Origin of the sequence: Yinghuangia sp. YIM S10712, from assembly GCF_051388935.1 — a bacterium.
In the GTDB taxonomy this organism is placed as follows: Bacteria; Actinomycetota; Actinomycetes; order Streptomycetales; family Streptomycetaceae; genus Yinghuangia.
Map to the genome: position 1 here is coordinate 330,609 of NZ_JBPKBI010000001.1, position 18,442 is coordinate 349,050.

Here is an 18,442-nt window from a genome sequence, read left to right on the forward strand (position 1 = left end):
CCTGCCCGCACGCGGTGCAGGCGCGTTCTCGCACCCCTGCCCCGCGCCTGATTCCCTGTCAGCCATTTTCGGTGCCGAAACGGGCCGAAAGCCCCGTCCGGCCCCCGCGTCACTCATACGAGCGAGCAAATCGCGCCGAAATCCACCGGCCGCGGTTCAGCCCCACCACACCCGGGCGATTTCCGCCCCGGCGAAGGCCGCGCCGACGCCGGCCACGAGGCTCACCGCGACGTTCGCCAAGGCGTGTGCACGGTGGCCCTGTTCGGCAAGAGTGAGCGTTTCGTAGGAAAACGTGGAATATGTCGTCAAAGCGCCGCACAAGCCGGTGCCAAGCAGCAACTGAACGTCGGACGACGCCGCGCCCGCGACAACGGCCCCCGTCAGGACGCCCAGAACGAGGCTGCCGATGACGTTGACGACCACCGTCCCCCACGGAAGAAGCATGCCGGGACGGGCCGTTCGCACCAGCCGGTCGGTGACGTACCGAAGCGGCGCACCCACGGCCGCGCCCGCGACGACCAGGAGCCACGTCATGCCGACGGCCCTTGCCCGCCCGCGCGCGAGGCCGCCCACCGCGTCAGCACCGTCGCTCCCCATACGCACGCGACGGCCGTGACCGGCGTCGCGGCGAGGTAGGCCGTCGCGAGCCCGACGTGATCTCGTTCCGTGAGGCGCTGGACGCCGACCGCGTAGGTCGAGAAGGTGGTGAAGCCGCCGAGGACTCCGGTGCCGACGAACGGCCGCACAAGGCGGTGTGGCCGGCGAACCTCGGTGGCGAGCACCATGAACGCGCCCATCAGCGCACAGCCCACGGCGTTGACGCCGAACGTCGCCCACGGAAACCCGTCGGCCGCCGTGGGCCACAGGACGTCGGCCGCGCGACGCGCGCAGGCGCCCAGGGCGCCGCCGACGGAGATGACCGCGAGGACGGACCCCTGCCACAGCGGGGGCATCGGATCCGGCCGGAAGTCGACATCGGGATCGACCAGGCCGTCTTCCGAGAGGCCGGGGCCATCCGACCGCTCCGACATCCGCGTCTCCCAGACGACCCGACAAGCGCCGGCACGGCACCCGCCGGCGCGCCCAGGCTACCGACCGCGGGCATGCTCGCCCGGTCACCCGTAGCCGAGCTCGTGCAGCCTCTCGTCGTCGATCCCGAAGTGGTGGGCCACCTCGTGCACGACGGTGATCTCGACCTCTTCGACGACATGTTCGTACGTCTCGCAGATCCGGAGTGTCGGGTTCCGGTAGATCGTGATGCGGTCCGGGAGGACGCCCGCGTACCAGTCGCCGCGCTCGGTCAGCGGGATCCCCTCGTACAGCCCGAGCAGTTCCGGCCCGGCCGGATCGGGGTCGTCCTCGACGAAGATCGCCACGTTGTCCATGAGCGCGGTCAACTCCGGCGGGATCCGGTCGAGCGCCTCGGCGACCAGCTCCTCGAACTCCTCACGCGACATCTCCAGCACCCCCTCATTGTGCTGGCCGCCTCCCGCCGCCGGGGCCGCCGACGGCCCCTCCGTAAACCGTTTTGCCGTTCGGGCCGACGACCCCGTATAGTTCTGACCGTCCCCGACGGCAACCAGACGCCGGAACGGCCACCAAGCCCTCATCGTCTAGTGGCCTAGGACGCCGCCCTTTCAAGGCGGTAGCACGGGTTCGAATCCCGTTGGGGGCACGCACCAAGCCGTACGGCCAGTACGGTGAAGTACGGTAGAGTGAAGCAACACCGAGCAGGGCAGGAACAACCCGGCTCGAACAACTCAATCAAGGTCCTGTGGAGCAGTTTGGAGTGCTCGTCACCCTGTCAAGGTGAAGGCCGCGGGTTCAAATCCCGTCAGGACCGCTGGAGATCCGCCGCAAGGCGGATTTATCCACTCCCAGGCCAGGTAGCTCAGTTGGTACGAGCGTCCGACTGAAAATCGGAAGGTCGGCGGTTCGACCCCGCCCCTGGCCACCATATGAGACGCGAAAGTGGCCTCTGACCTGCGGTTTCCTGAGTCTTGGGATGATCGTCATTGACCTCGAAACTTCCGATTCCAATCGGATGGTTCGAGGTTCTTCTTGCTTGCGCTTGCTTCTGATGGGTTCGCGACGTTCTCAAGTGACCCCATTGGCCTGGGGGTTCGCGTTGCGCGGCAGGCGATACGCGGGTCTGCCCTGCTGTCCGGTCACAACTGTTCGTACGGTGTGCCCGAGGTGTGCCCGGTGGTTCTGACTGTGCGTCAGGCATCGATGTCGAGCACCAGACCCAAGGCCACGGCAGCTTGGGGTTCGGGTGCACTGTAGGGCCACCAGGCGCCGTTCGTTTTGCGGTAGGGGTACCAGAGGTGGTCGCGGCCGAGGCGTAGTTGGGCGTTGTGGCGTTCGACGGTCCAGCGGTTCCTCCAGGTGCGGAGTCGGGGGAGAGGTGCCTCGGCGGGCCAGTCGTCCTTGAGTTGGGCGCGGGCACGCTCCATCTCGCTTTGTGGTGGGTCCCACGGTTCTTCGAGGACCGTGAGGCCGGTCGCTCCGCCGTGGCGCCAAGCGCGGACCGCCTGCGCGAGGGTTTCGGCGCTGCGGCCTGTTCCGGCGGCGACGCGTGCGAACAATTCGACGTCCGGGTGGACGGCGCACATGCGGACGGCGTCTTGCCATTCCGTCAGTTCGGGGGTGGGTGCGCTGTCCGGGTGTGCGTCATCGATGGCGTGGGCGAGCAGTTGCCTGGCGCGCATCGCGGCGTCCGACGCCAATATCTCCAGTCCCGCGGGGATGATCGCGGGACCAGGGGCCTCGATGCCGACGAGGGTGGGAGGGCGTCCCGCGCGTTCCGGCATGGGCGGCAGCTCGGGGACCGGCGGCAAGCCGAGGCGGTAGGCCTCGAACACCGAACGGGCGGTGCGCCCGGTCGGCGCGATGTGAGAGGTGGCCGGGCTCGTCGGGGAGTGTTCCACAGCCGCGTGGGCGGCGTTGCGGCGTTGGAGTTCGTCGAGTAGTTCGCTTTCGCCGCGGCCGCGGATCAGCAGCAGGACGAACGGGTCCTCGTCGAGGAGCCGGGCCACCTGGTAGCAGAGCGCCGCGCCGTGCTTGCAGGGGTAACCCCAGTCGGGGCAGGAGCAGGATGGCTCCAGATCGCTCGGTCCGGGCAGCAGCCGCACCCTCGCCGCTTCGGCGTCCTCGACCAGTTCGGTGGGCATGTCGCGGTCCAACAGCGCGGCGATGTGCCCGGCCTGCGCGGCGACGGTGTCCAGGAACCGGTTCCACTCGGTGTCGGTGAGCTGAGGGAGCGCCACATGGGTGCGGTACGGGGTGCGGCGGCTCCCGTGCACGCGGGCTTCGACACGTCCTGGTGTGACGGTGATCGCGTCGACGTCTCCGCGCCTGGCGTACGTGCGCCCGCGTTGGAGTCGTCCGTTGTCCATGGAGGTGTGCTCCAGCGCGGAGACCCAGGCCCTGCCCCACCACGATGATGCGAACGGCCCCCTGCTGCCTTGGTTCGGTGGGAACGGTGGGAAGGTTCGGAGCCGGCCGTCGGCAGCGCGGCTGCCTCTGCGTGTGGTGCTCATCGTTTCGCCTTGCGTCCAGTGGTCGCGCCGTCTCGGCGGAGGGTGACCAGGTCGGCCAGGTCCGCGTCGGTCAGTTCGGTGAAGGCGGCCTCGCCGGAGCCGAGTACGGCTTCGGCGAGGTCCTTCTTCTGCCCCAGCAGTTGGGCGATCCGGTCCTCGACGGTGCCTTCGGCGATCATGCGGTGCACCTGTACCGGCTGGGTCTGGCCGATTCGGTAGGCCCGGTCGGTGGCTTGGTCTTCCACGGCGGGGTTCCACCAGCGGTCGTAGTGGACGACATGTCCGGCCCGGGTGAGGTTGAGTCCGGTGCCCGCGGCTTTGAGGGAGAGGAGAAACACCGGGGCTTCGCCGTTCTGGAAGCGCTCGACCATTTCCTCGCGCCGCTTGACCGAGGTGCCGCCGTGCAGGAACTGGGTGGGCACGCCGCGGTCCGCGAGGTGGCGTTCGATCAGCCGGGCCATCTCCACGTATTGGGTGAAGACCAGGGCGGACCCGTCCTCGGCGATGACGGTGTCCAGGAGTTCGGTGAGGAGTTCGAGTTTGCCGGAGCGTCCGTTGAGCTTGGGGTCGTCCCATTCCTTGAGGTACTGGGCGGGGTGGTTGCAGATCTGTTTGAGGCCGGTGAGCAGCTTCATCACCAGGCCGCGGCGGGTGATGCCGTCTGCCCTGGCGATTTTCGCCAGCGACTCGCGTACCAGTGCTTCGTAGAGCGACGCCTGTTCACGTGTGAGCGCGACGGGTTGGTCGGTCTCGGTCTTGGGCGGGAGTTCGGGGGCGATGCCGGGGTCGGATTTGCGGCGGCGCAGCAGGAACGGCCGGACGAGGCGGGCGAGGCGGTCCGCGGTGGGCTGGTCCTGGGCGCTTTCGACGGCTTTGGCGTAGTTGTTGCGGAACGCGGTGAGGTTGCCGAGGAGGCCGGGCGTGGTCCAGTCGAGCAGCGCCCACAGTTCGGACAGGTTGTTCTCGACCGGGGTGCCGGTGAGCGCGACCCGTCCGGCCGACGGCACGGCCCGCAGCGCACGCGCCGTAGCGGAGTACGGGTTCTTGACGTGCTGGGCCTCGTCGGCGACCAGCAGCCCCCACACGACGTCGGCGAGATTGGCGGCGTCGCGGCGCAGGGTGCCGTAGGTCGTGAGGACGAAGCCGTGGGATTCCAGTCCGTCCAGGGTGCGGCCGGGGCCGTGGAAGCGCCGTACCGGCGTATCCGGGGCGAAGCGGCGGATTTCCCGCTCCCAGTTGCCGAGCAGCGAGGTGGGGCAGACCACGAGGGTCGGGGCCGTGGTCGCCTTCTGTTCTTGGCGACGCAGGTGCAGGGAGATCAGAGTGATGGTCTTGCCGAGGCCCATGTCGTCGGCCAGGCAGCAGCCGAGACCGAGTGAGGTCATCCGGTCCAGCCAGTTCACGCCGAGGAGTTGGTAGTCGCGCAGGGCTCCGGCGAGCGCGGCGGGCTGGGTTTTCGGCGTGTGGCCGGGAGCCGCCTCGGGATCCGAGATGCGGGCGCGCAGTTCCTCAAGGGCTCCGCTCGCGGCGACGGGGACGAACTCGCCGTGCACTTCCCATGTGCCGGTAAGTGCGGCGCCGAGCGCGTCGATGGCGGTCAGATGCTGCGTCCGGCGCTGTTCGACTTTGCGGATCAGCTGCGGGTCGATGACCACCCACTGGTCGCGCAGGCGCACCAGGGGGCGGTGGGCCTCGACAAGGCGGGCCATCTCCGCTTCGCTGACCGGCTCGCCACCGACCGCCAGTTGCCAACGAAAAGTGAGGAGTTGGTCCGAGGAGAGGAGCGACTTCGCGTCGGATTGCGTCTTCTTGCGCGCGGGCGGTTCCAGGATTCCGGTCGCGGTGAGTTCGCGGACCACTTCCTTGGGCCAGTGCACGTGAATGCCGGCCGCGGCCAGTCGCTCGGTGGCTTCGCCGAGCAGCTCCTCGACTTCCGCGTCGGACAGTTCGACCGCGTCCGGGACCGCCGCGGTGAGGAGCCGGGACAACGGAGCCCAAACGTGCCGAGCGCGGCGGAGGACGAGCAAGGTGTCGATCCGGGTGCGGGGCCCGAACTGGTCCGGCACGGACGAGGACTCCGCCCACACGTCGACGGCGTCCACCACGAGGGTGGGGTCGGCGAGGCTGTGCAGCTGGACGATCGCCCGGAAGGTGTGCCCGGAGTCGTCCGGCCAGTCCGCGTCGTCGGCGTCGTAGCCATCGGCGTCGGGCAGTTCGAGACGAAGGGAGACGCGGACGCCCGCGTCCATGCCGGCGGCGATCCCCGCTGCCCAACCCCGCTGCTCAGGGATTTGAAGGGGCGTGCGGGCGGCGAACGCGGAACCACCGGCCGCGTACGGGGCCGCAGGCGTGCGTGGCAAGCTGTCGGCCACCGCGTCCAGGAATGCGCGTACCAGCGGTTCGGCTGTCGGGAGAGCCGGCGAACCGGCGCCCGGCAAGGGAACGGCACGGGCTTCCGGCGGCATGGCGCCGGCCAACTCCCGCACCCGGTGGATGTCCTCGCCGTCCAGCGGCGCTACACGCCAGGCGTCGAAGCCGTCCGGTGACACTCCGGGCAGCAGACGGCCCCGTGCGACGAGTTGAAGCGCCACCAGCGACGCGGCACCCCAGTACGCGGCGCTGCCGCCCCCATGGCGCGCGCGGGTCAACACCGGCAGAGCACGGTCCACAGGCACGACCACCGCTGGGACGGTCCGGCGACGCGCCCCGGCCCCATGCGGTCGGACGACCGTCAGCTCCTCCGACTCCGCCGCGCACCCCAGCGGCTGACCACCGTCCGCGCGCCAGAACGCCATTCGCCCGGCCCGAGGCGGATCGGCCGGCAAGAACGCCGCCTGACAGCCGACGAGCCCGGCGACCTGCGTCGCGCTCAAGGCCTCCGGTCGCCGGACGTTGTCGGAGGTGTCCGCCTCATTGTCCGTTTCGACACCTCGGTGGACCGTTGCCACAGACATCTCTCAATACACGAGGACAGACGACCACGCCCCGCGAAGACGCGCGGAAGCCCGTCCAGCCTAGTTCAGGGCCGCGCAGCCTTTGGCCGCATCGTTTGAACGCAGAGGAGGTCGACGTCGACTCCGGCCAGAAAGCGGTTGACACCGCCGTCACTGCCACCGGCCGGTGTCGGGGGTCCACGTGTGATTCGCGGCATGACCGGTGAGGAGTGGGTCTGCGAAGTCGATGACTTCGGCCACGACTGTGGTGAACAGCTCCGGATACTCGGCCGCTGCGGTGCCTTGGCGCCTGCGCCAAGCAGTGTAGGAGCCTTGTCGTCGCTGACCGAGGTCGGTGACGGATGCCGACAAGGACTTCAGCGGGATCGACCGGTGTGCGGCGGTGGCGGCGACCGCGTCGGTCAATTCGGCGCCGTCCAGGGTGTTCCGGGTGATGAGACGGTGGAGGTCCGCGTAGTCGCGGTCGCGCGTGTTGAGGTCCCCCAGGGATACGGCGGTCGTGAGCTTTTCCGCGATGACCGTGGCGATCGGGTACCCGTAGAGCTGGAAGCCTTCCTCGGCCAGCTGCTGGGGATACACGATCTCACGTGGTTCCGGAGTGACCGGGTCCCCGAAGCTGACGTCGAGTTGGAGCTTGAGACGGGCGCGGGCGATCGTCGCGGTCATCGACAGCCGCAGCCCGTGGTACTCGTCGTCTTCGCGAATGGGCACGCTCTTGAGCGTGGCGGGGTCGAATGCGACGCCGTCGTCCACCTCGGTGCCGGAGATGCCTTTGACACGGCGGATGATCTCGGCTTCGTCACCGGGGAAGGAGCGTCCGAGGATGTCGATGTCCCTGGTCATTCGGCGGGCTCCGAATTGCGCCAGCAGAAGCCCGCCCTTGAGGACGAAGTGCGGACCGCCCAACGGGGACCGGGCCATCCGGAAGAGGAATCGTTCGAGTACGTACTCGACCATGAGTTCGTCGGTGGACCGGCCTGAACGGCGGGCCAGGTTGCGCAGGTCGTTGTAGACGCGGCCCGCGGTGGTGTCTCGGGTGGGTCCAGGCATCAGGCGAGCACCGCCTCGACCGCCGGGCGGATGGTCGAGAGCGCCCCCAAAGCGCGGGCGATTTCCTGGAGTTCGCGCAGGCCCCCAGGCTTTCCGCTGCGCAGGTAGCGACCGAGCGCGGACAACGCCAAGGTCTCGCCGGTTCGCGCGCGGTGCCGCATGGCGTCCACAACACTGCGGGCGGCGCTGTAGACACGCACCGTTTCCCCGGGGGCCGCCGCGAACGCCTCGATACCCAAGTCGAACGTTTCCGGAGCCAGTTGCGAGACAGCGGTCGGCGGGTAGGCGATGGCGGGGCGATGCGCTCCTCTTGGCACGGCGATGTGGACCTTCGTCGGAATGTCGTCGATCAGCTCGTGCAAGGCCAAGGCGGATTCCCCGTAGATGACGGCGCGCGGTGCGCGCAGGCTGACGGCGAGCAGATCGAGGTGGGCGGTCTCGGCGGCATCGGCGCGCCGATAGACACCGCGCGAGATCTCCTCGATGCGTCCTTCCGAGGCCAGGGCGGCGAGATCCCGGGGGGAAAGCCCCGCTGACCGCCCCCGCCGACTGGTGAACGTGGGCGGTAGGCCGCCGAGCAGTGACGCGGTCCGCGGCGTCTCCGAAGCAGGCATGTATCAAATCCTACCCTTGACTGCCTTGGATGGGGTGGATTTGATACACGGGATAGAACGCCGCAGGTCAGGGGGCTGTTTTGGCCGAGCGCAGCCCCCGAACCGGGGATGCCCTCACCCGCTTCCCCTCAACGCGTGGACGGGTCCCCATCATGGCGTGCCGTTGATACTGCCGCCCTGCTTCCAGTCGCAAGTGGGTTCTTGGTGTGCCCGTGGTGTGCCCGGATGGGATGCAACAGGGGCTTATGGGGGAGCACTAGCGGTCTGAGAATGGGTTGCGACGTGGATAAACTGGGACGGTGGAAGATAGGAAATGACCAGGGCGGAGCGATCATGGTCGACTGAAAATCGGAAGGTCGGCGGTTCGACCCCGCCCCTGGCCACTCGGATCGAAGTATGGACAGCCCCGAAGTCGACGGAAGTCGACTGCGGGGCTTTGTTGTTGGCGGAGTGGGTTTTTCCGAGGCGATCTCGCCGCCGGCGCGGGTCGGGAGCCTCGTGGCGACTGCCGACCCGGCGGCGGTGTTTCAGAGTTTGCGGGCCAGCAGGCCGTATGCGGATACCAGGGCCGGGTCGGGCAGTTCCGCGTCGGGGTTGTCGGGCTGCCACTGGGAGATGATTTCGACGCCGGGGTCGAGGATCTCCCAGCCGGCCGGGACGAGGGCGGCGAATTCCTCGCGTGACCGGGCCTGGCCGGGTATGCCCGACTGCCGGTAGGTGTCGACGATGCGCTCCCAGCTCACCGGGTCGAAGTCGCCGGTGACGTGGGAGAGTCCGAGGTAGCTGCCGGACGGCAGGCGGTCGGTGAGACGGGTCAGGATCTCGGTGGGCTTGTGCTCGTCCGGGACGAAGTGCAGGACGGCGAGCAGCAGCACCGCGACCGGCCGGCTCAGGTCGAGCGTCGATTCCAGGGCCGGGTGGTCGAGGATGGACTCCGGGTTGTGCACGTCCGCGTCGATGTACGCGGTGGCGCCCGACGGATGGCCGGTCAGCAGCGCGCGGGCGTGGGCGAGCACGATCGGGTCGTTGTCGACGTAGACGACGCGCGAGTGGGGTGCGACGTCCTGGGCGGCGTCGTGGGTGTTGCGGCCTTCGATCGGGATGCCGGTGCCGATGTCGAGGAACTGGGTGATGCCCAGGCCGGCCAGGTGCCGGACGAGCCGCAGCAGGAACGCTCGATTCTCCTGCGCGCCGGTGCGCAGGGACGGAAACGCCGCGAGTACTTTCTCGGCGGCGGCGCGGTCGGCGGGGAAATTGGTCTTGCCGCCGAGGTAGTAGTCGTACATGCGCGCACTGTGCGCCCGCGAAACGTCGACCCCGGGCGGTGTCCACCCCTCGATGAGGGCGTCCTGCTCAGGCGTGCGGTCGAATGCGGACCCTGCCATCGTCAACCCCCGTCTCCGGAGGCGCGCCGACGGTCCGGTGCCACGGACGGCGCCTCGCAGTGGATCACTCGTCGCACATGATAACGACAATTATCCGTGGCCAAACGGTAGTTCGAGCCACGTGAAGGGCCGCACACCAGGGTGAACGAAGATGTGCCCCGGGCGGGTCGGCGAATTCGTTCGGCCCGGGGCACATCCGCGTGGGCTCAGCCTTCGAAGGCGGCCGGGTCCATGTACACCAGCTCCCAGTGGTGGCCGTCGGGGTCGAGGAAAGAGCGGCCGTACATCATCCCCATGTCCATGGGGTCCTGGGCCTTGCGGCCACCGGACGAGAGGGCGATGTCGGCGAGGCGGTCCGCCTCCTCGCGGCTGTCGGCGCTCAGGGCGGTGATGGCCCCGGTGACGGAGTTCACGTCCGCGGTCGGCTTGGTGCTGAACTGCTGGAACTTCTCCTTGGTGAGCAGCATCACAACGATCGTGTCGCTGATCTCGAAGCTGGCCGCGGTCTCGTCGCTGAACTGCTCGTTCAGCGTGAAGCCGAGCGCCGAGTAGAAGGCCTTGGACTTGTCGAGGTCGTTCACCGGAAGGTTGACGAAGATCATCTTGGCCATGGTCGCGTTCCTCTGCTCGGGAGACCGGATCGGGATTTTTGGGACGTTTGGTGGCTTTTCGTGCGCCGGTGCCATCGTGTCCCGCTGCCGTGCTGCATTCAAAGATGTAGACGGGCACGCCATCGGAAACTCATCGTTCCCACGGCCGCCATTTTGTCGTGATCCAGGTCACAGGCGAGGAGTGTGCCCGGCCGCCGGTACGGAGCCTCTCCGCATCAAGGTGCGCCACATCGGTTTGTCGGAGGTGGCGGTGGATCAGTTGCGCGAGGCCGAGCAGACCGCGCCGGCATGGCTGCTGCACCGCGCGGAGACCATCGTTCCGATTCCGGGGACCACGTCGGTCGCCATCTGCGCGAGAATATGCAGGCGCTTGAAGTCAGCCTGAACACCGAGCAGTTCGAGCGCCTGGCCGCACTGGAGGACCCGGGGGCCGGCTGATCAGAGCGCCAGGTCGAGGGCGAAGCAGTCCAGTTCGACCGCGCCGTAGGTGGGCCGGTACGGGGGGATCCGTCGGTAGCCGAGCCTCTCGTACAGCGCGACCGCGGCGGTGCGCTGCGGCAGGACGTCCAGGACGCAGCGTGCCGCCCCGGCGGCATGGGCGCGTTGGTGCAGCGCGTGCATCAGCGCTCGGGCGACCCGCGCTCCGCGTGCTTCGGGAACCACGTACAGCCGCTTGACCTCGATGTCCGGTCCGAGCGGGTGGAAGCCGACGCCGCCCACGGGCCGGTCGTCGAGCCGGGCCACGAGATAGCCGCCGGGCGCGGCGTAGTAGGCGCCCGGGTCGTCGTAGTCGGTGCGGAAATAGTCGGGCAGGTCGTCGGGGGAGTCCCAGGTCGGCTGTCCCAGCTCGGCGGCTGTCGCGTTGTAGTAGGCGAAGAGCAGTTGCGGAGCGGCGGCGATGTCGTCGGAGATGGTCAGCACGGGCGACGTGGTCATGCCGACGACTCTACGAAGTCGGCGAACTCGCGTGCCGCCGGGGCCAGCGCGCGCCACTGCCGGGCCGCCCAGCCGACGGTGAGCGGCGGCAGCCCCGATATCGGGATCAGGCGCAGGGGGCCGTCCGGGGGACGGGCCGGGTCGGGTACGTCGGGGACCACCGCGTGGCCGAGGCCGAGTTCGGCGAGCAGTTTGGCGGTGTCCCAGTCGGCGACGCCGGTCGTGGCCGGCGGGCGGATGTCGTGGGCGGCGAGGTGCGCGTCGAGGCGAGCGCGCGAGGTGGAGGTCTCGGGCAGCCGGATGTGGTGGATGCCGGCGAGGTCGCCGAGGTCGAGCCGGTCGCGTTCGGCGAGCGGGTCGTCGCGGCGCACCGCGAGCATCCATCGGAGTGCGGCGACCGGGCGCTGTTGGATGCCGCGTACCGGATCGCCGATCGTCACCCACGCGAGATCGGCGTGGCCCGCGGACACCGCGGCCAGGCAGGTGCGGCTGGAGTTCTCGGTCTGGAACTCCAGCGAGGTGTGCGGATACCGGCGGCGGAACTCGACGATCGCGTCGGTCATGAAGTGGCGCACGGTCGTGGCCCCCGTTGCGATGCGGACCGCGCCGCCGTGGCCGTCGCGCAGGTCGTGCAGTCGGCGCAGCGCCAGGTCGAGCCCGGACAGTCCCTCGGCGGCGGCCGTGTACAGGATGCGGCCGGCCTCGGTGGGCGCGACGCCGCGCGGCAGCCGTTCGAGGAGGTCGAGTCCGACCTCCCGCTCAAGCCGCCGGATGTGCTGGCTGACCGCGGATTGCGTGCAGGACAGCTCGCGGGCGACGGTGCTGAGGTTGCCGTGCCGGCACGCGGCGACGAAGTTGCGCAGGTCGTCGAGGGTCATACGGGGTCGACGGGTCATGCCGCCAATCTGTCCCAAGCTTTCACTGGGGTCAATGCCAGGAACTCCTAGGATTGACTTGGGTGTTGCTTGGGCGGGACCCTTTTCGCGGGGCCCTCGGGGCGGCAACCTCGCGCGTCGTCGACACCGCGCAGGGTGCCGACCCCTCCCACCCCCTTTCCCACCCTTGCCGAACTCCCGTCGCGACCGGGGTCACGACCGCTTGATCAACATCAACTCTCCTGCCGAGAACGGTTTCTGACGTGACGTCAGACACCTTTCACAACTAGTCTCAAGCCTCCGCGCGTACATTGCCGCTGTACGGGCGCAGCCGCCAATAACGACCTCGTCGGACAGGCGATTAGGGAGGCTCCACGTGGAGTTCGGCATCTTCCTGAACGGTTACATCCCGGGCCCGGCTGCGCACGATCGTGCGTCCGAGCACTTGATGCTCCAGCGCGAGATGGAGCTGGCGATCAAGGCCGACAAGCACAACTGGAAGTACCTCTGGTTCGGCGAGCACCACGCACTCACCGAGTACAGCCACATGTCCGCGCCCGAGGTCGTCATGGGCTACGTCGCCGCGAAGACCGAGCGCATCCACCTGTGCACCGGCATCAACAGCCTGTCGCCCCGCAAGGAGCACCCGGTCCGCTACGCCGAGCGCGCCGCGATGCTCGACCACGTCACCGAGGGCCGTTTCGAGTGGGGCACCGGCCGCGGCGCGGGGAGCCACGAGGTCGCGTCGTTCAACATCATGGACACCAACTCGACCAAGGCCGAGTGGGACGAGGTCGCGCGCGAGATCGTGCGCATGTGGGAGCAGTACGACTACTCCTTCCACGGCGAGCACTTCACCGTGCCCACCCCGCACAACATCCTCCCCAAGCCGTACGGCCACTCCCACCCGCCGATCTGGATGGCGTGCGGCAACCCCGGCTCGTTCGCCAAGGCCGGCTCGCTGGGCATCGGCGCGATCGCGTTCAACTTCGAGCCGATCTACAACCTCAAGGGCCGTATCGAGGCGTACAAAGAGGCCGCGGAGAACCCCGTCGAGATCCTCGGCGACTACCAGAACAACAACGTGATGATGACGAACGCGGTCATCTGCCTCAGCGACCGCAGGCGCGCCCGCGAGATCGCCATATCCAAGGGCCGCGGCTACCTGGTCACGATGGTGAACCTCTACCACGACACGATGCCGAAGTCCGCCGACGCCATCACCTGGCCCGAACCGCCGTTCGACCTCTCGCAGGGCGGCGACGAATTCCTGGACTTCGCCATCGAGGCCGGCCTCATGCTCGTCGGCACGCCGGAAGAGGTGTGCGAGCAGATCGAGTCGTACCGCGAAGTGGGTACCGACCAGCTCGTGTTCGGCATCAACGACGGCATGTCGCACGAGGAGAACCTGGAGATGATCGAGCTCTTCGGCGAGCAGGTCATCCCCGAGTTCGACACGAACCCCGAGCACTCCACCGCGATCTACCGGCGCAACGCCCAGGGCCCGAAGTACCCGCCGTTCAACGGTCCGGTCGACCCGGACCTGCGGCACACGGTTCTTCCGGAGAGTGCGATCCTCGGCATCGACGGGTCCCCCCAAGCCTGATCCGACTCGTCCGGCCGGGTGGCGCGGGCCGCGCGGCGAACGCGCCGAGCATCGGCGGGCGCGGCGGTGTCGTACGACATCCTGTACGCGGGTGCGCACGGCGCGTACGCGTACAGGAGGAGATGTATGGCGATCACCGAGGGGCTCGACGGGGTACGGCGCGAGCTGGACAGGTTGGACCGCAAGGTTGTCCACCTGTTCGAGCCGGGGCTGCCGTCCGAGGCGGTGCGCTCCCGGCTCGATGCCGCGCCGGACGAGCTGATCGCGTGGTTCGGCTGGGCGGACGGCACACGCGCCGAGGAGGACCAGACCGTCGACGACGCGTCGTTCATTCCGGGGTATGTGCTGGTCAGCCTCGACGAGGCCATGGAGTTCCGGGACGCGGTCGAGGTCGAGGCGGACGGCGACACCCACTGGCTTCCGCTGCTGGTCTCGCCCGCCGGGGACTTCTACGCGGTGGCGTGGACCGCGCACGAGGGCATCGTGCAGGTGTGGAGCTACGTCGACGGAGCACCCGACCAGACGGACTATCCCGATATGGACCGCATGCTGCGCACCTTCGTCGAGAGCTTCCGCACCGGCGCGTTCGAAGTGGACGACGAGGGCTACCTCGACATGCACCCGGAGCTCGCGGAACGCGTCTACGAGGCGATCAACCGCTCCTGACCGCCTGTCGCCCTTGCATTTCGCAAGCTGAAGCCTCTGATCTGCTACGATTGAAAGGCCTTCGGAGCGCCCGGACGTAGGATCCATGGCCGGGCCCGGAGGACCAGAACGTCACTGCGGGCCCCGGCCACCCGGCCGGGGCCCGCCGCGTGCCAGTCGGGCGCCTCCCGGGCGCATTCCCGCCAGTCTCGCGCGCCCCGCACGCTAGCGTGTGCCGGTGCCCATACCTTCCGCCCGGTGGATCCGGGTCATCGCCGGCGGCGCCGCACTGGCCCTGGCCGCCGGCTGTTCGCTGCTCGACAGCTCCGATGACGCCTCCGACCCCGGCAACTCCCCTGTGGCGCCTGTCGCTTCGGTCGGCCCGCCCACGGGCGCGCCGCCCAGTACGGCCCAACCCCGGCCGCGTGGGACCGTGACCATCGCGTTCGGCGGCGATGTGCACTTCACCGAACGGACGGAAGCCCGGCTGTCCGCCGGTGCGGAGACCGCGCTCGGACCCGTCCACGAGACGCTGGCGCAGGCCGACTTCGCGATGGTGAACCTGGAGTCGGCGATCACCGAGCGGGGCACGGCCGAGGAAAAGCTTTACCACTTCCGCACCCCCGCGTCGTCGCTCGACAGGCTCGCGGAATCGGGCGTCGACGTCGTCAGCATGGCCAACAACCACGCCGTCGACTACGGGCCCGTCGGCCTCCAGGACTCGATCGATGCGGCCCGCACGTCCGCGCTTCCGATCGTCGGCATCGGTCCGGACACCGCCTCCGCGTTCCGGCCGTGGACCGCGGAGGCGAACGGCGTCAAGGTCGCGTTCCTGGCCGCCAGCCAGGTCCAGGACCTCACGAACGCCAAGTACGCCGCCGGCCCGTCCAAGCCCGGCATCGCGTCCGCACTGACCGCGACGCGCCTGGTCAAGGCGGTCAAGGACGCCAAGGCCGAGGCCGACGTCGTCGTGGTTTACATGCACTGGGGCACCGAGGGGCAGAAGTGCCCGTCGGCCGAGCAGAAGTCCCTCGCGAAGAAACTCGCGGACGCGGGCGCGACCGCCGTCGTCGGCACCCACGCGCACGTCATGCAGGGCGCGGGCATGCTCGGCGACACGTACGTGGGCTACGGCTTCGGGAACTTCCTCTGGTACGGGACGTCTCCGTACCCGGACTCGAACGACACCGGCGTGACGACGCTGACCATCACCCACGGCAACGTGGTCGGCGAGGAGTTCACCCCCGCGTTCGTCGACGAGCGCGGCGTCCCGGTGCCGCAGACCGGCGGCGAGGGCGAGCGCATCACCGAGCGGCGCGACGGTTTGCGCCCCTGCGCGGGGCTGACCGCGCCGCCGGCGTGACCGAACGGCTTGTCGCCGACGGGCCCGGCAAGCGCGTCCGAAGCGCGTGACGGCCTCCCGTCAGCCCATGCCGGGGGTCGAGGGCGCCACGTACATGTAGCTCTTCTCCTCGGTGCGCGACGCGATGCGCCACGCACCGTCGACGCGCGCGAACGTGTCCACGTACCACAGGCCGCACATCATCAGGCTCTGCTGCCCGTCGTCGCCGGGCAGCAGCATCGGGTTGTGGCACATCGTGCGGCCGGTCGCCGTGTCGCCGTCGACGGTGACCGACGAGTTGGCCAGGAGGTGCTGGAAGGCCGGGAAAGTCGGCATGACGTCGGCGAGGAACTTCTTCGTCGCCGCCACGTCGCCGACCGGACCGCCCACCGCCGAATAGTCGATGCGGGCGTTTGTGGTGAACACGTCGTCGAGCAGGTCCCACTGCCGGGTGTCGACCGCGTGCGAGTAACGCACCAGCAGATCCTGGATCTCCAGGCGGTCGGAGATCTCTTGCAGCGACAGCATCGTGCCTCCGGAATGCGCGCGTTGCCCTTCGGCGGACGCGGGTCGGCCCGCCGCCCGCGCCATGTCACCCCCGTTCGGCGCAATAAACAAGAGCGACGGCGCCCGGCCCCGCCGCAGGTTTCGCCCACCGCATACGGGGCACCCGCCTGCCGGTTCCGGTCCGGCCGGCGAGGGAGTTGCGGTGACACCGGTGGCACCAGGCGAGCGGTGGGTACGAGGACGCAGGGCGGTCGCATCACTCGCGGCCGTCCTCGTGCTGTCCGTGGGCGCGTGCAGCGACGGCGGGGGTGACGGCGGCGACGGCCAGCGCACCGCGTCCGGCGCCACACCGGTCGCCCCGGGGTCACCGGGCACCGCGCAGGCGGCGCCGTCGGGACCCGACAACGAGCTCCAGGACGCGTACCGCAAAGTGGTCGCCGACGTCCTGCCGTCGGTCGTGCAGATCACCACCGAGGACGGACTCGGCTCCGGCATCATCTACGACACCGCGGGCAACATCATCACCAACGCCCATGTGGTCGGTGGCGCCACCGAGTTCGAGGTGACGCTCGCGACCGGCGTGCAACCCGTCCGCGCCCACCTCGTCGCCGCCTACCCGCCCAACGACATCGCGGTCATCCGGCTCGACGCACCGCCGCCCGACCTGCGGCCCGCGCCGATCGGCGACTCCGCGGCCCTGGACGTCGGCACCATCGTCCTGGCGATGGGCAACCCGCTCGGGCTGTCCGGCAGTGTCAGCCAGGGCATCGTGTCGGCGCTCAACCGCACCCAGAGCGAGTCGGCCGACAGCTCGTCGGCCGTGACGATCCCGAATCTGATCCAGACCACCGCTGCCATCAACCCCGGCAACAGCGGCGGCGCCCTCGTCGACCTGAACGGCAACGTGGTCGGCATCCCGACACTCGCCGCGGCAAGCGGCCCCAACACCCTCGCGCCCGGCATCGGTTTCGCGATCCCGTCCAACACGGCCAAAAACCTCGCCGACCAGATGATCCGGGACGGCCGTGTGACCGACTCCAACCGCGCGGCGCTCGGCATCACCGCGACGACGGTGGTCGGCAGCCAGGGCGGCGCGCAGGGCGTCGGCGTCGTCACCGTGACACCCGACAGCGGCGCCGCCCGGGCGGGGCTGCAACCCGGCGACGTCATCACCGCCGTCAACGGCACCGAGACCCCGACGCAGGCCGCACTGTCCGAACTGCTCGCGGGCCTGAAGCCCGGCGACGTCGTCAAGGTGGACCTCGTCCGCGCGGACGGCAGTACGGCGACAGTCGACGTCACACTCGGCGAACTGCCCTGAACCGTACGGTTTCCACCGTCCCTATAACGAGCAAAACTCGCAATTCGCTTGAAAGGCGCGAGAAAGCTGTATGAGACAGCTTGACGGTGCGGGCAACGTCCCGGCACCGTCCGGTGCATGACGTTCCCTCAGCAGCCCGGGCAGCAAGCACCGGGCCCGTGGCCGCTGCAAGGCCCGCCTCCGCCCGACTGGCGGCCTCCGCCCATGTCCCCGGTGGGTCCGCCGCCGGGCGCGTTGCCGGCGGAACCCGCCCCTGACGAACTCCCCCGCGCCTCGCGATTCCTGCGCCTCCTCGCGCGGACCGTCGACTACGTGCTGGCCACCGCCTTGGTGATCCCGCTGTGGTTCGCGGCGTACAACTACCTTCAGGGCAAAGCCGTCGACCTTCAGAACACCACCTTCGAGAAGACGTTCTGGGCCCTGCTCCGCGGCGACGGGGACAAAACCGCGCGAGCGCCCCTCGATGCGGTCGACGGGTTGTGGGACACGACCAAAATGGTCCTGCTTCTCCTGATCCTCGCCCACCTGCTGCTGCCGACCATTTACGACTGGCTGATGCACGCGTTCTTCGGACGCACCCTCGGCAAGATCATGTTCGGCATGAAGGTCGTCCCCGAGCGCGGCGGATCCAGCCGCCTCGGTCTCGCCCGGTCGGGCCGCCGCACGGTCGTCGCGGTGCTCGTCCCCTGGGCCGCGCTCATGCTGATGTGGTACGAACTCATCCTGCGGGAATGGACGTTGGCCACAGTCTGCGGAATCGTCAGCCTCATCGGCTTCTTCGACCCGCTCGCCGTACTCGGCCCGCGCCGCCGCGCCTGGCACGACCGCGTCGGCGGGACCGTCGTCGTCAACGTCAAACCCCTCGCCCGGGCCGCCGAGCTGGGACGCGGCGCGGGGAGCGCGGCGCGACAGGCGTACCAGGGCTCGGCGATCCCCGGCCAGGTCTCGCGGTTCGGCACCGCGGCGTCGGAGCAGGCCCGCAACGCCCGCGAGCGACTGCGCAGGCGGCGCGGCTGACCTGTGGCGAGCGGCGCGGGCGGCGTGCCGACGGCAC

18 protein-coding genes and 4 tRNA genes are annotated in these 18,442 nt (G+C 69.3%); 10 read left to right on the forward strand and 12 right to left on the reverse strand.

What is annotated here, in order from left to right; translation table 11 throughout:
• Positions 1-156 precede the first annotated feature (156 nt).
• The 3 genes from crcB to ACRX5W_RS01565 all read right to left on the reverse strand — a co-directional run bounded on the left by crcB (position 157) and on the right by ACRX5W_RS01565 (position 1,466).
• A complete protein-coding gene (crcB, locus tag ACRX5W_RS01555; protein ID WP_436786049.1) occupies positions 157-534 on the reverse strand; it encodes a fluoride efflux transporter CrcB in 378 nt (125 codons plus the stop codon).
• Entirely contained in the window at positions 531-1,031 is a 501-nt protein-coding gene (locus tag ACRX5W_RS01560; protein WP_436786050.1) for a fluoride efflux transporter FluC, read from the reverse strand. The genes crcB and ACRX5W_RS01560 overlap by 4 nt, the downstream gene beginning before the upstream one ends.
• Positions 1,032-1,115: 84 nt before the next feature.
• Positions 1,116-1,466, reverse strand: coding sequence for a metallopeptidase family protein (locus ACRX5W_RS01565; RefSeq protein WP_436786051.1), 351 nt, complete (start codon positions 1,464-1,466; stop codon positions 1,116-1,118).
• A 136-nt stretch (positions 1,467-1,602) separates the two neighbouring features.
• Between ACRX5W_RS01565 and ACRX5W_RS01570 the strand changes: the two genes are divergently transcribed.
• The 3 genes from ACRX5W_RS01570 (at position 1,603) to ACRX5W_RS01580 (ending at position 1,957) form a co-directional block, all read left to right on the forward strand.
• Positions 1,603-1,675 (forward strand) — tRNA-Glu (locus tag ACRX5W_RS01570).
• A 93-nt stretch (positions 1,676-1,768) separates the two neighbouring features.
• Positions 1,769-1,843, forward strand: a tRNA-Asp gene (locus tag ACRX5W_RS01575).
• 37 nt (positions 1,844-1,880) lie between these two features.
• Positions 1,881-1,957, forward strand: a tRNA-Phe gene (locus ACRX5W_RS01580).
• Positions 1,958-2,222: 265 nt separating this feature from the next.
• Here the strand turns inward: ACRX5W_RS01580 and ACRX5W_RS01585 are convergent.
• The 4 genes from ACRX5W_RS01585 to ACRX5W_RS01600 form a co-directional block, all read right to left on the reverse strand.
• Positions 2,223-3,398, reverse strand: coding sequence for an SWIM zinc finger family protein (locus ACRX5W_RS01585; protein WP_436786052.1), 1,176 nt, complete (start codon positions 3,396-3,398; stop codon positions 2,223-2,225).
• Positions 3,399-3,538: 140 nt separating this feature from the next.
• The gene (locus tag ACRX5W_RS01590) at positions 3,539-6,337 is read right to left on the reverse strand and encodes an SNF2-related protein (protein WP_436786747.1); all 2,799 of its coding nucleotides are present in this window, start codon (positions 6,335-6,337) and stop codon (positions 3,539-3,541) included.
• 309 nt (positions 6,338-6,646) lie between these two features.
• Positions 6,647-7,546 carry a nucleotidyl transferase AbiEii/AbiGii toxin family protein gene (locus tag ACRX5W_RS01595; RefSeq protein WP_436786053.1) on the reverse strand — a complete coding sequence of 300 codons (900 nt, stop codon included), beginning with the start codon at positions 7,544-7,546 and terminating at the stop codon, positions 6,647-6,649.
• Positions 7,546-8,160: a type IV toxin-antitoxin system AbiEi family antitoxin domain-containing protein gene (locus ACRX5W_RS01600; RefSeq protein ID WP_436786054.1), complete on the reverse strand. Its 615-nt coding sequence runs from the start codon at positions 8,158-8,160 to the stop codon at positions 7,546-7,548. The genes ACRX5W_RS01595 and ACRX5W_RS01600 overlap by 1 nt, the downstream gene beginning before the upstream one ends.
• Before the next feature lie 315 nt (positions 8,161-8,475).
• Between ACRX5W_RS01600 and ACRX5W_RS01605 the strand changes: the two genes are divergently transcribed.
• A tRNA-Ser gene (locus ACRX5W_RS01605) sits at positions 8,476-8,543 on the forward strand.
• Positions 8,544-8,687: 144 nt separating this feature from the next.
• Here the strand turns inward: ACRX5W_RS01605 and ACRX5W_RS01610 are convergent.
• Together ACRX5W_RS01610 and ACRX5W_RS01615 are read right to left on the reverse strand one after the other, a co-directional pair.
• A complete protein-coding gene (locus ACRX5W_RS01610; RefSeq protein WP_436786055.1) occupies positions 8,688-9,545 on the reverse strand; it encodes an SAM-dependent methyltransferase in 858 nt (285 codons plus the stop codon).
• Positions 9,546-9,751: 206 nt separating this feature from the next.
• Positions 9,752-10,156 (reverse strand): VOC family protein, encoded by a 405-nt coding sequence (locus ACRX5W_RS01615; protein WP_436786056.1) that lies wholly within the window; start codon positions 10,154-10,156, stop codon positions 9,752-9,754.
• A 288-nt stretch (positions 10,157-10,444) separates the two neighbouring features.
• Between ACRX5W_RS01615 and ACRX5W_RS01620 the strand changes: the two genes are divergently transcribed.
• Positions 10,445-10,594, forward strand: coding sequence for a hypothetical protein (locus tag ACRX5W_RS01620; RefSeq protein ID WP_436786057.1), 150 nt, complete (start codon positions 10,445-10,447; stop codon positions 10,592-10,594).
• On the opposite strand, the gene ACRX5W_RS01625 is transcribed toward ACRX5W_RS01620, so the two are convergent.
• Positions 10,595-11,092 carry a GNAT family N-acetyltransferase gene (locus tag ACRX5W_RS01625; RefSeq protein WP_436786058.1) on the reverse strand — a complete coding sequence of 166 codons (498 nt, stop codon included), beginning with the start codon at positions 11,090-11,092 and terminating at the stop codon, positions 10,595-10,597.
• Positions 11,089-11,970: a LysR family transcriptional regulator gene (locus ACRX5W_RS01630; protein WP_436786748.1), complete on the reverse strand. Its 882-nt coding sequence runs from the start codon at positions 11,968-11,970 to the stop codon at positions 11,089-11,091. Before ACRX5W_RS01630 ends, ACRX5W_RS01625 begins: the two co-directional genes overlap by 4 nt.
• A gap of 373 nt (positions 11,971-12,343) precedes the next feature.
• Between ACRX5W_RS01630 and ACRX5W_RS01635 the strand changes: the two genes are divergently transcribed.
• The 3 genes from ACRX5W_RS01635 (at position 12,344) to ACRX5W_RS01645 (ending at position 15,581) form a co-directional block, all read left to right on the forward strand.
• On the forward strand, positions 12,344-13,573 hold the full coding sequence (locus ACRX5W_RS01635; protein WP_436786059.1) for an LLM class flavin-dependent oxidoreductase: 1,230 nt from the start codon (positions 12,344-12,346) through the stop codon (positions 13,571-13,573).
• 126 nt (positions 13,574-13,699) lie between these two features.
• The gene (locus ACRX5W_RS01640; protein WP_436786060.1) at positions 13,700-14,239 is read left to right on the forward strand and encodes a hypothetical protein; all 540 of its coding nucleotides are present in this window, start codon (positions 13,700-13,702) and stop codon (positions 14,237-14,239) included.
• Between the two features lie 217 nt (positions 14,240-14,456).
• Complete coding sequence (locus tag ACRX5W_RS01645) at positions 14,457-15,581, forward strand: CapA family protein (protein ID WP_436786061.1); 1,125 nt, start codon at positions 14,457-14,459, stop codon at positions 15,579-15,581.
• 60 nt (positions 15,582-15,641) lie between these two features.
• On the opposite strand, the gene ACRX5W_RS01650 is transcribed toward ACRX5W_RS01645, so the two are convergent.
• Positions 15,642-16,088 (reverse strand): nuclear transport factor 2 family protein, encoded by a 447-nt coding sequence (locus ACRX5W_RS01650; RefSeq protein WP_436786062.1) that lies wholly within the window; start codon positions 16,086-16,088, stop codon positions 15,642-15,644.
• Positions 16,089-16,269: 181 nt separating this feature from the next.
• On the opposite strand from ACRX5W_RS01650, the gene ACRX5W_RS01655 reads away from it, so the two are divergent.
• Both ACRX5W_RS01655 and ACRX5W_RS01660 read left to right on the forward strand, forming a co-directional pair.
• Entirely contained in the window at positions 16,270-17,388 is a 1,119-nt protein-coding gene (locus ACRX5W_RS01655) for a S1C family serine protease (RefSeq protein WP_436786063.1), read from the forward strand.
• A gap of 117 nt (positions 17,389-17,505) precedes the next feature.
• Positions 17,506-18,405, forward strand: coding sequence for an RDD family protein (locus ACRX5W_RS01660; RefSeq protein ID WP_436786064.1), 900 nt, complete (start codon positions 17,506-17,508; stop codon positions 18,403-18,405).
• Positions 18,406-18,442: the final 37 nt, after the last annotated feature.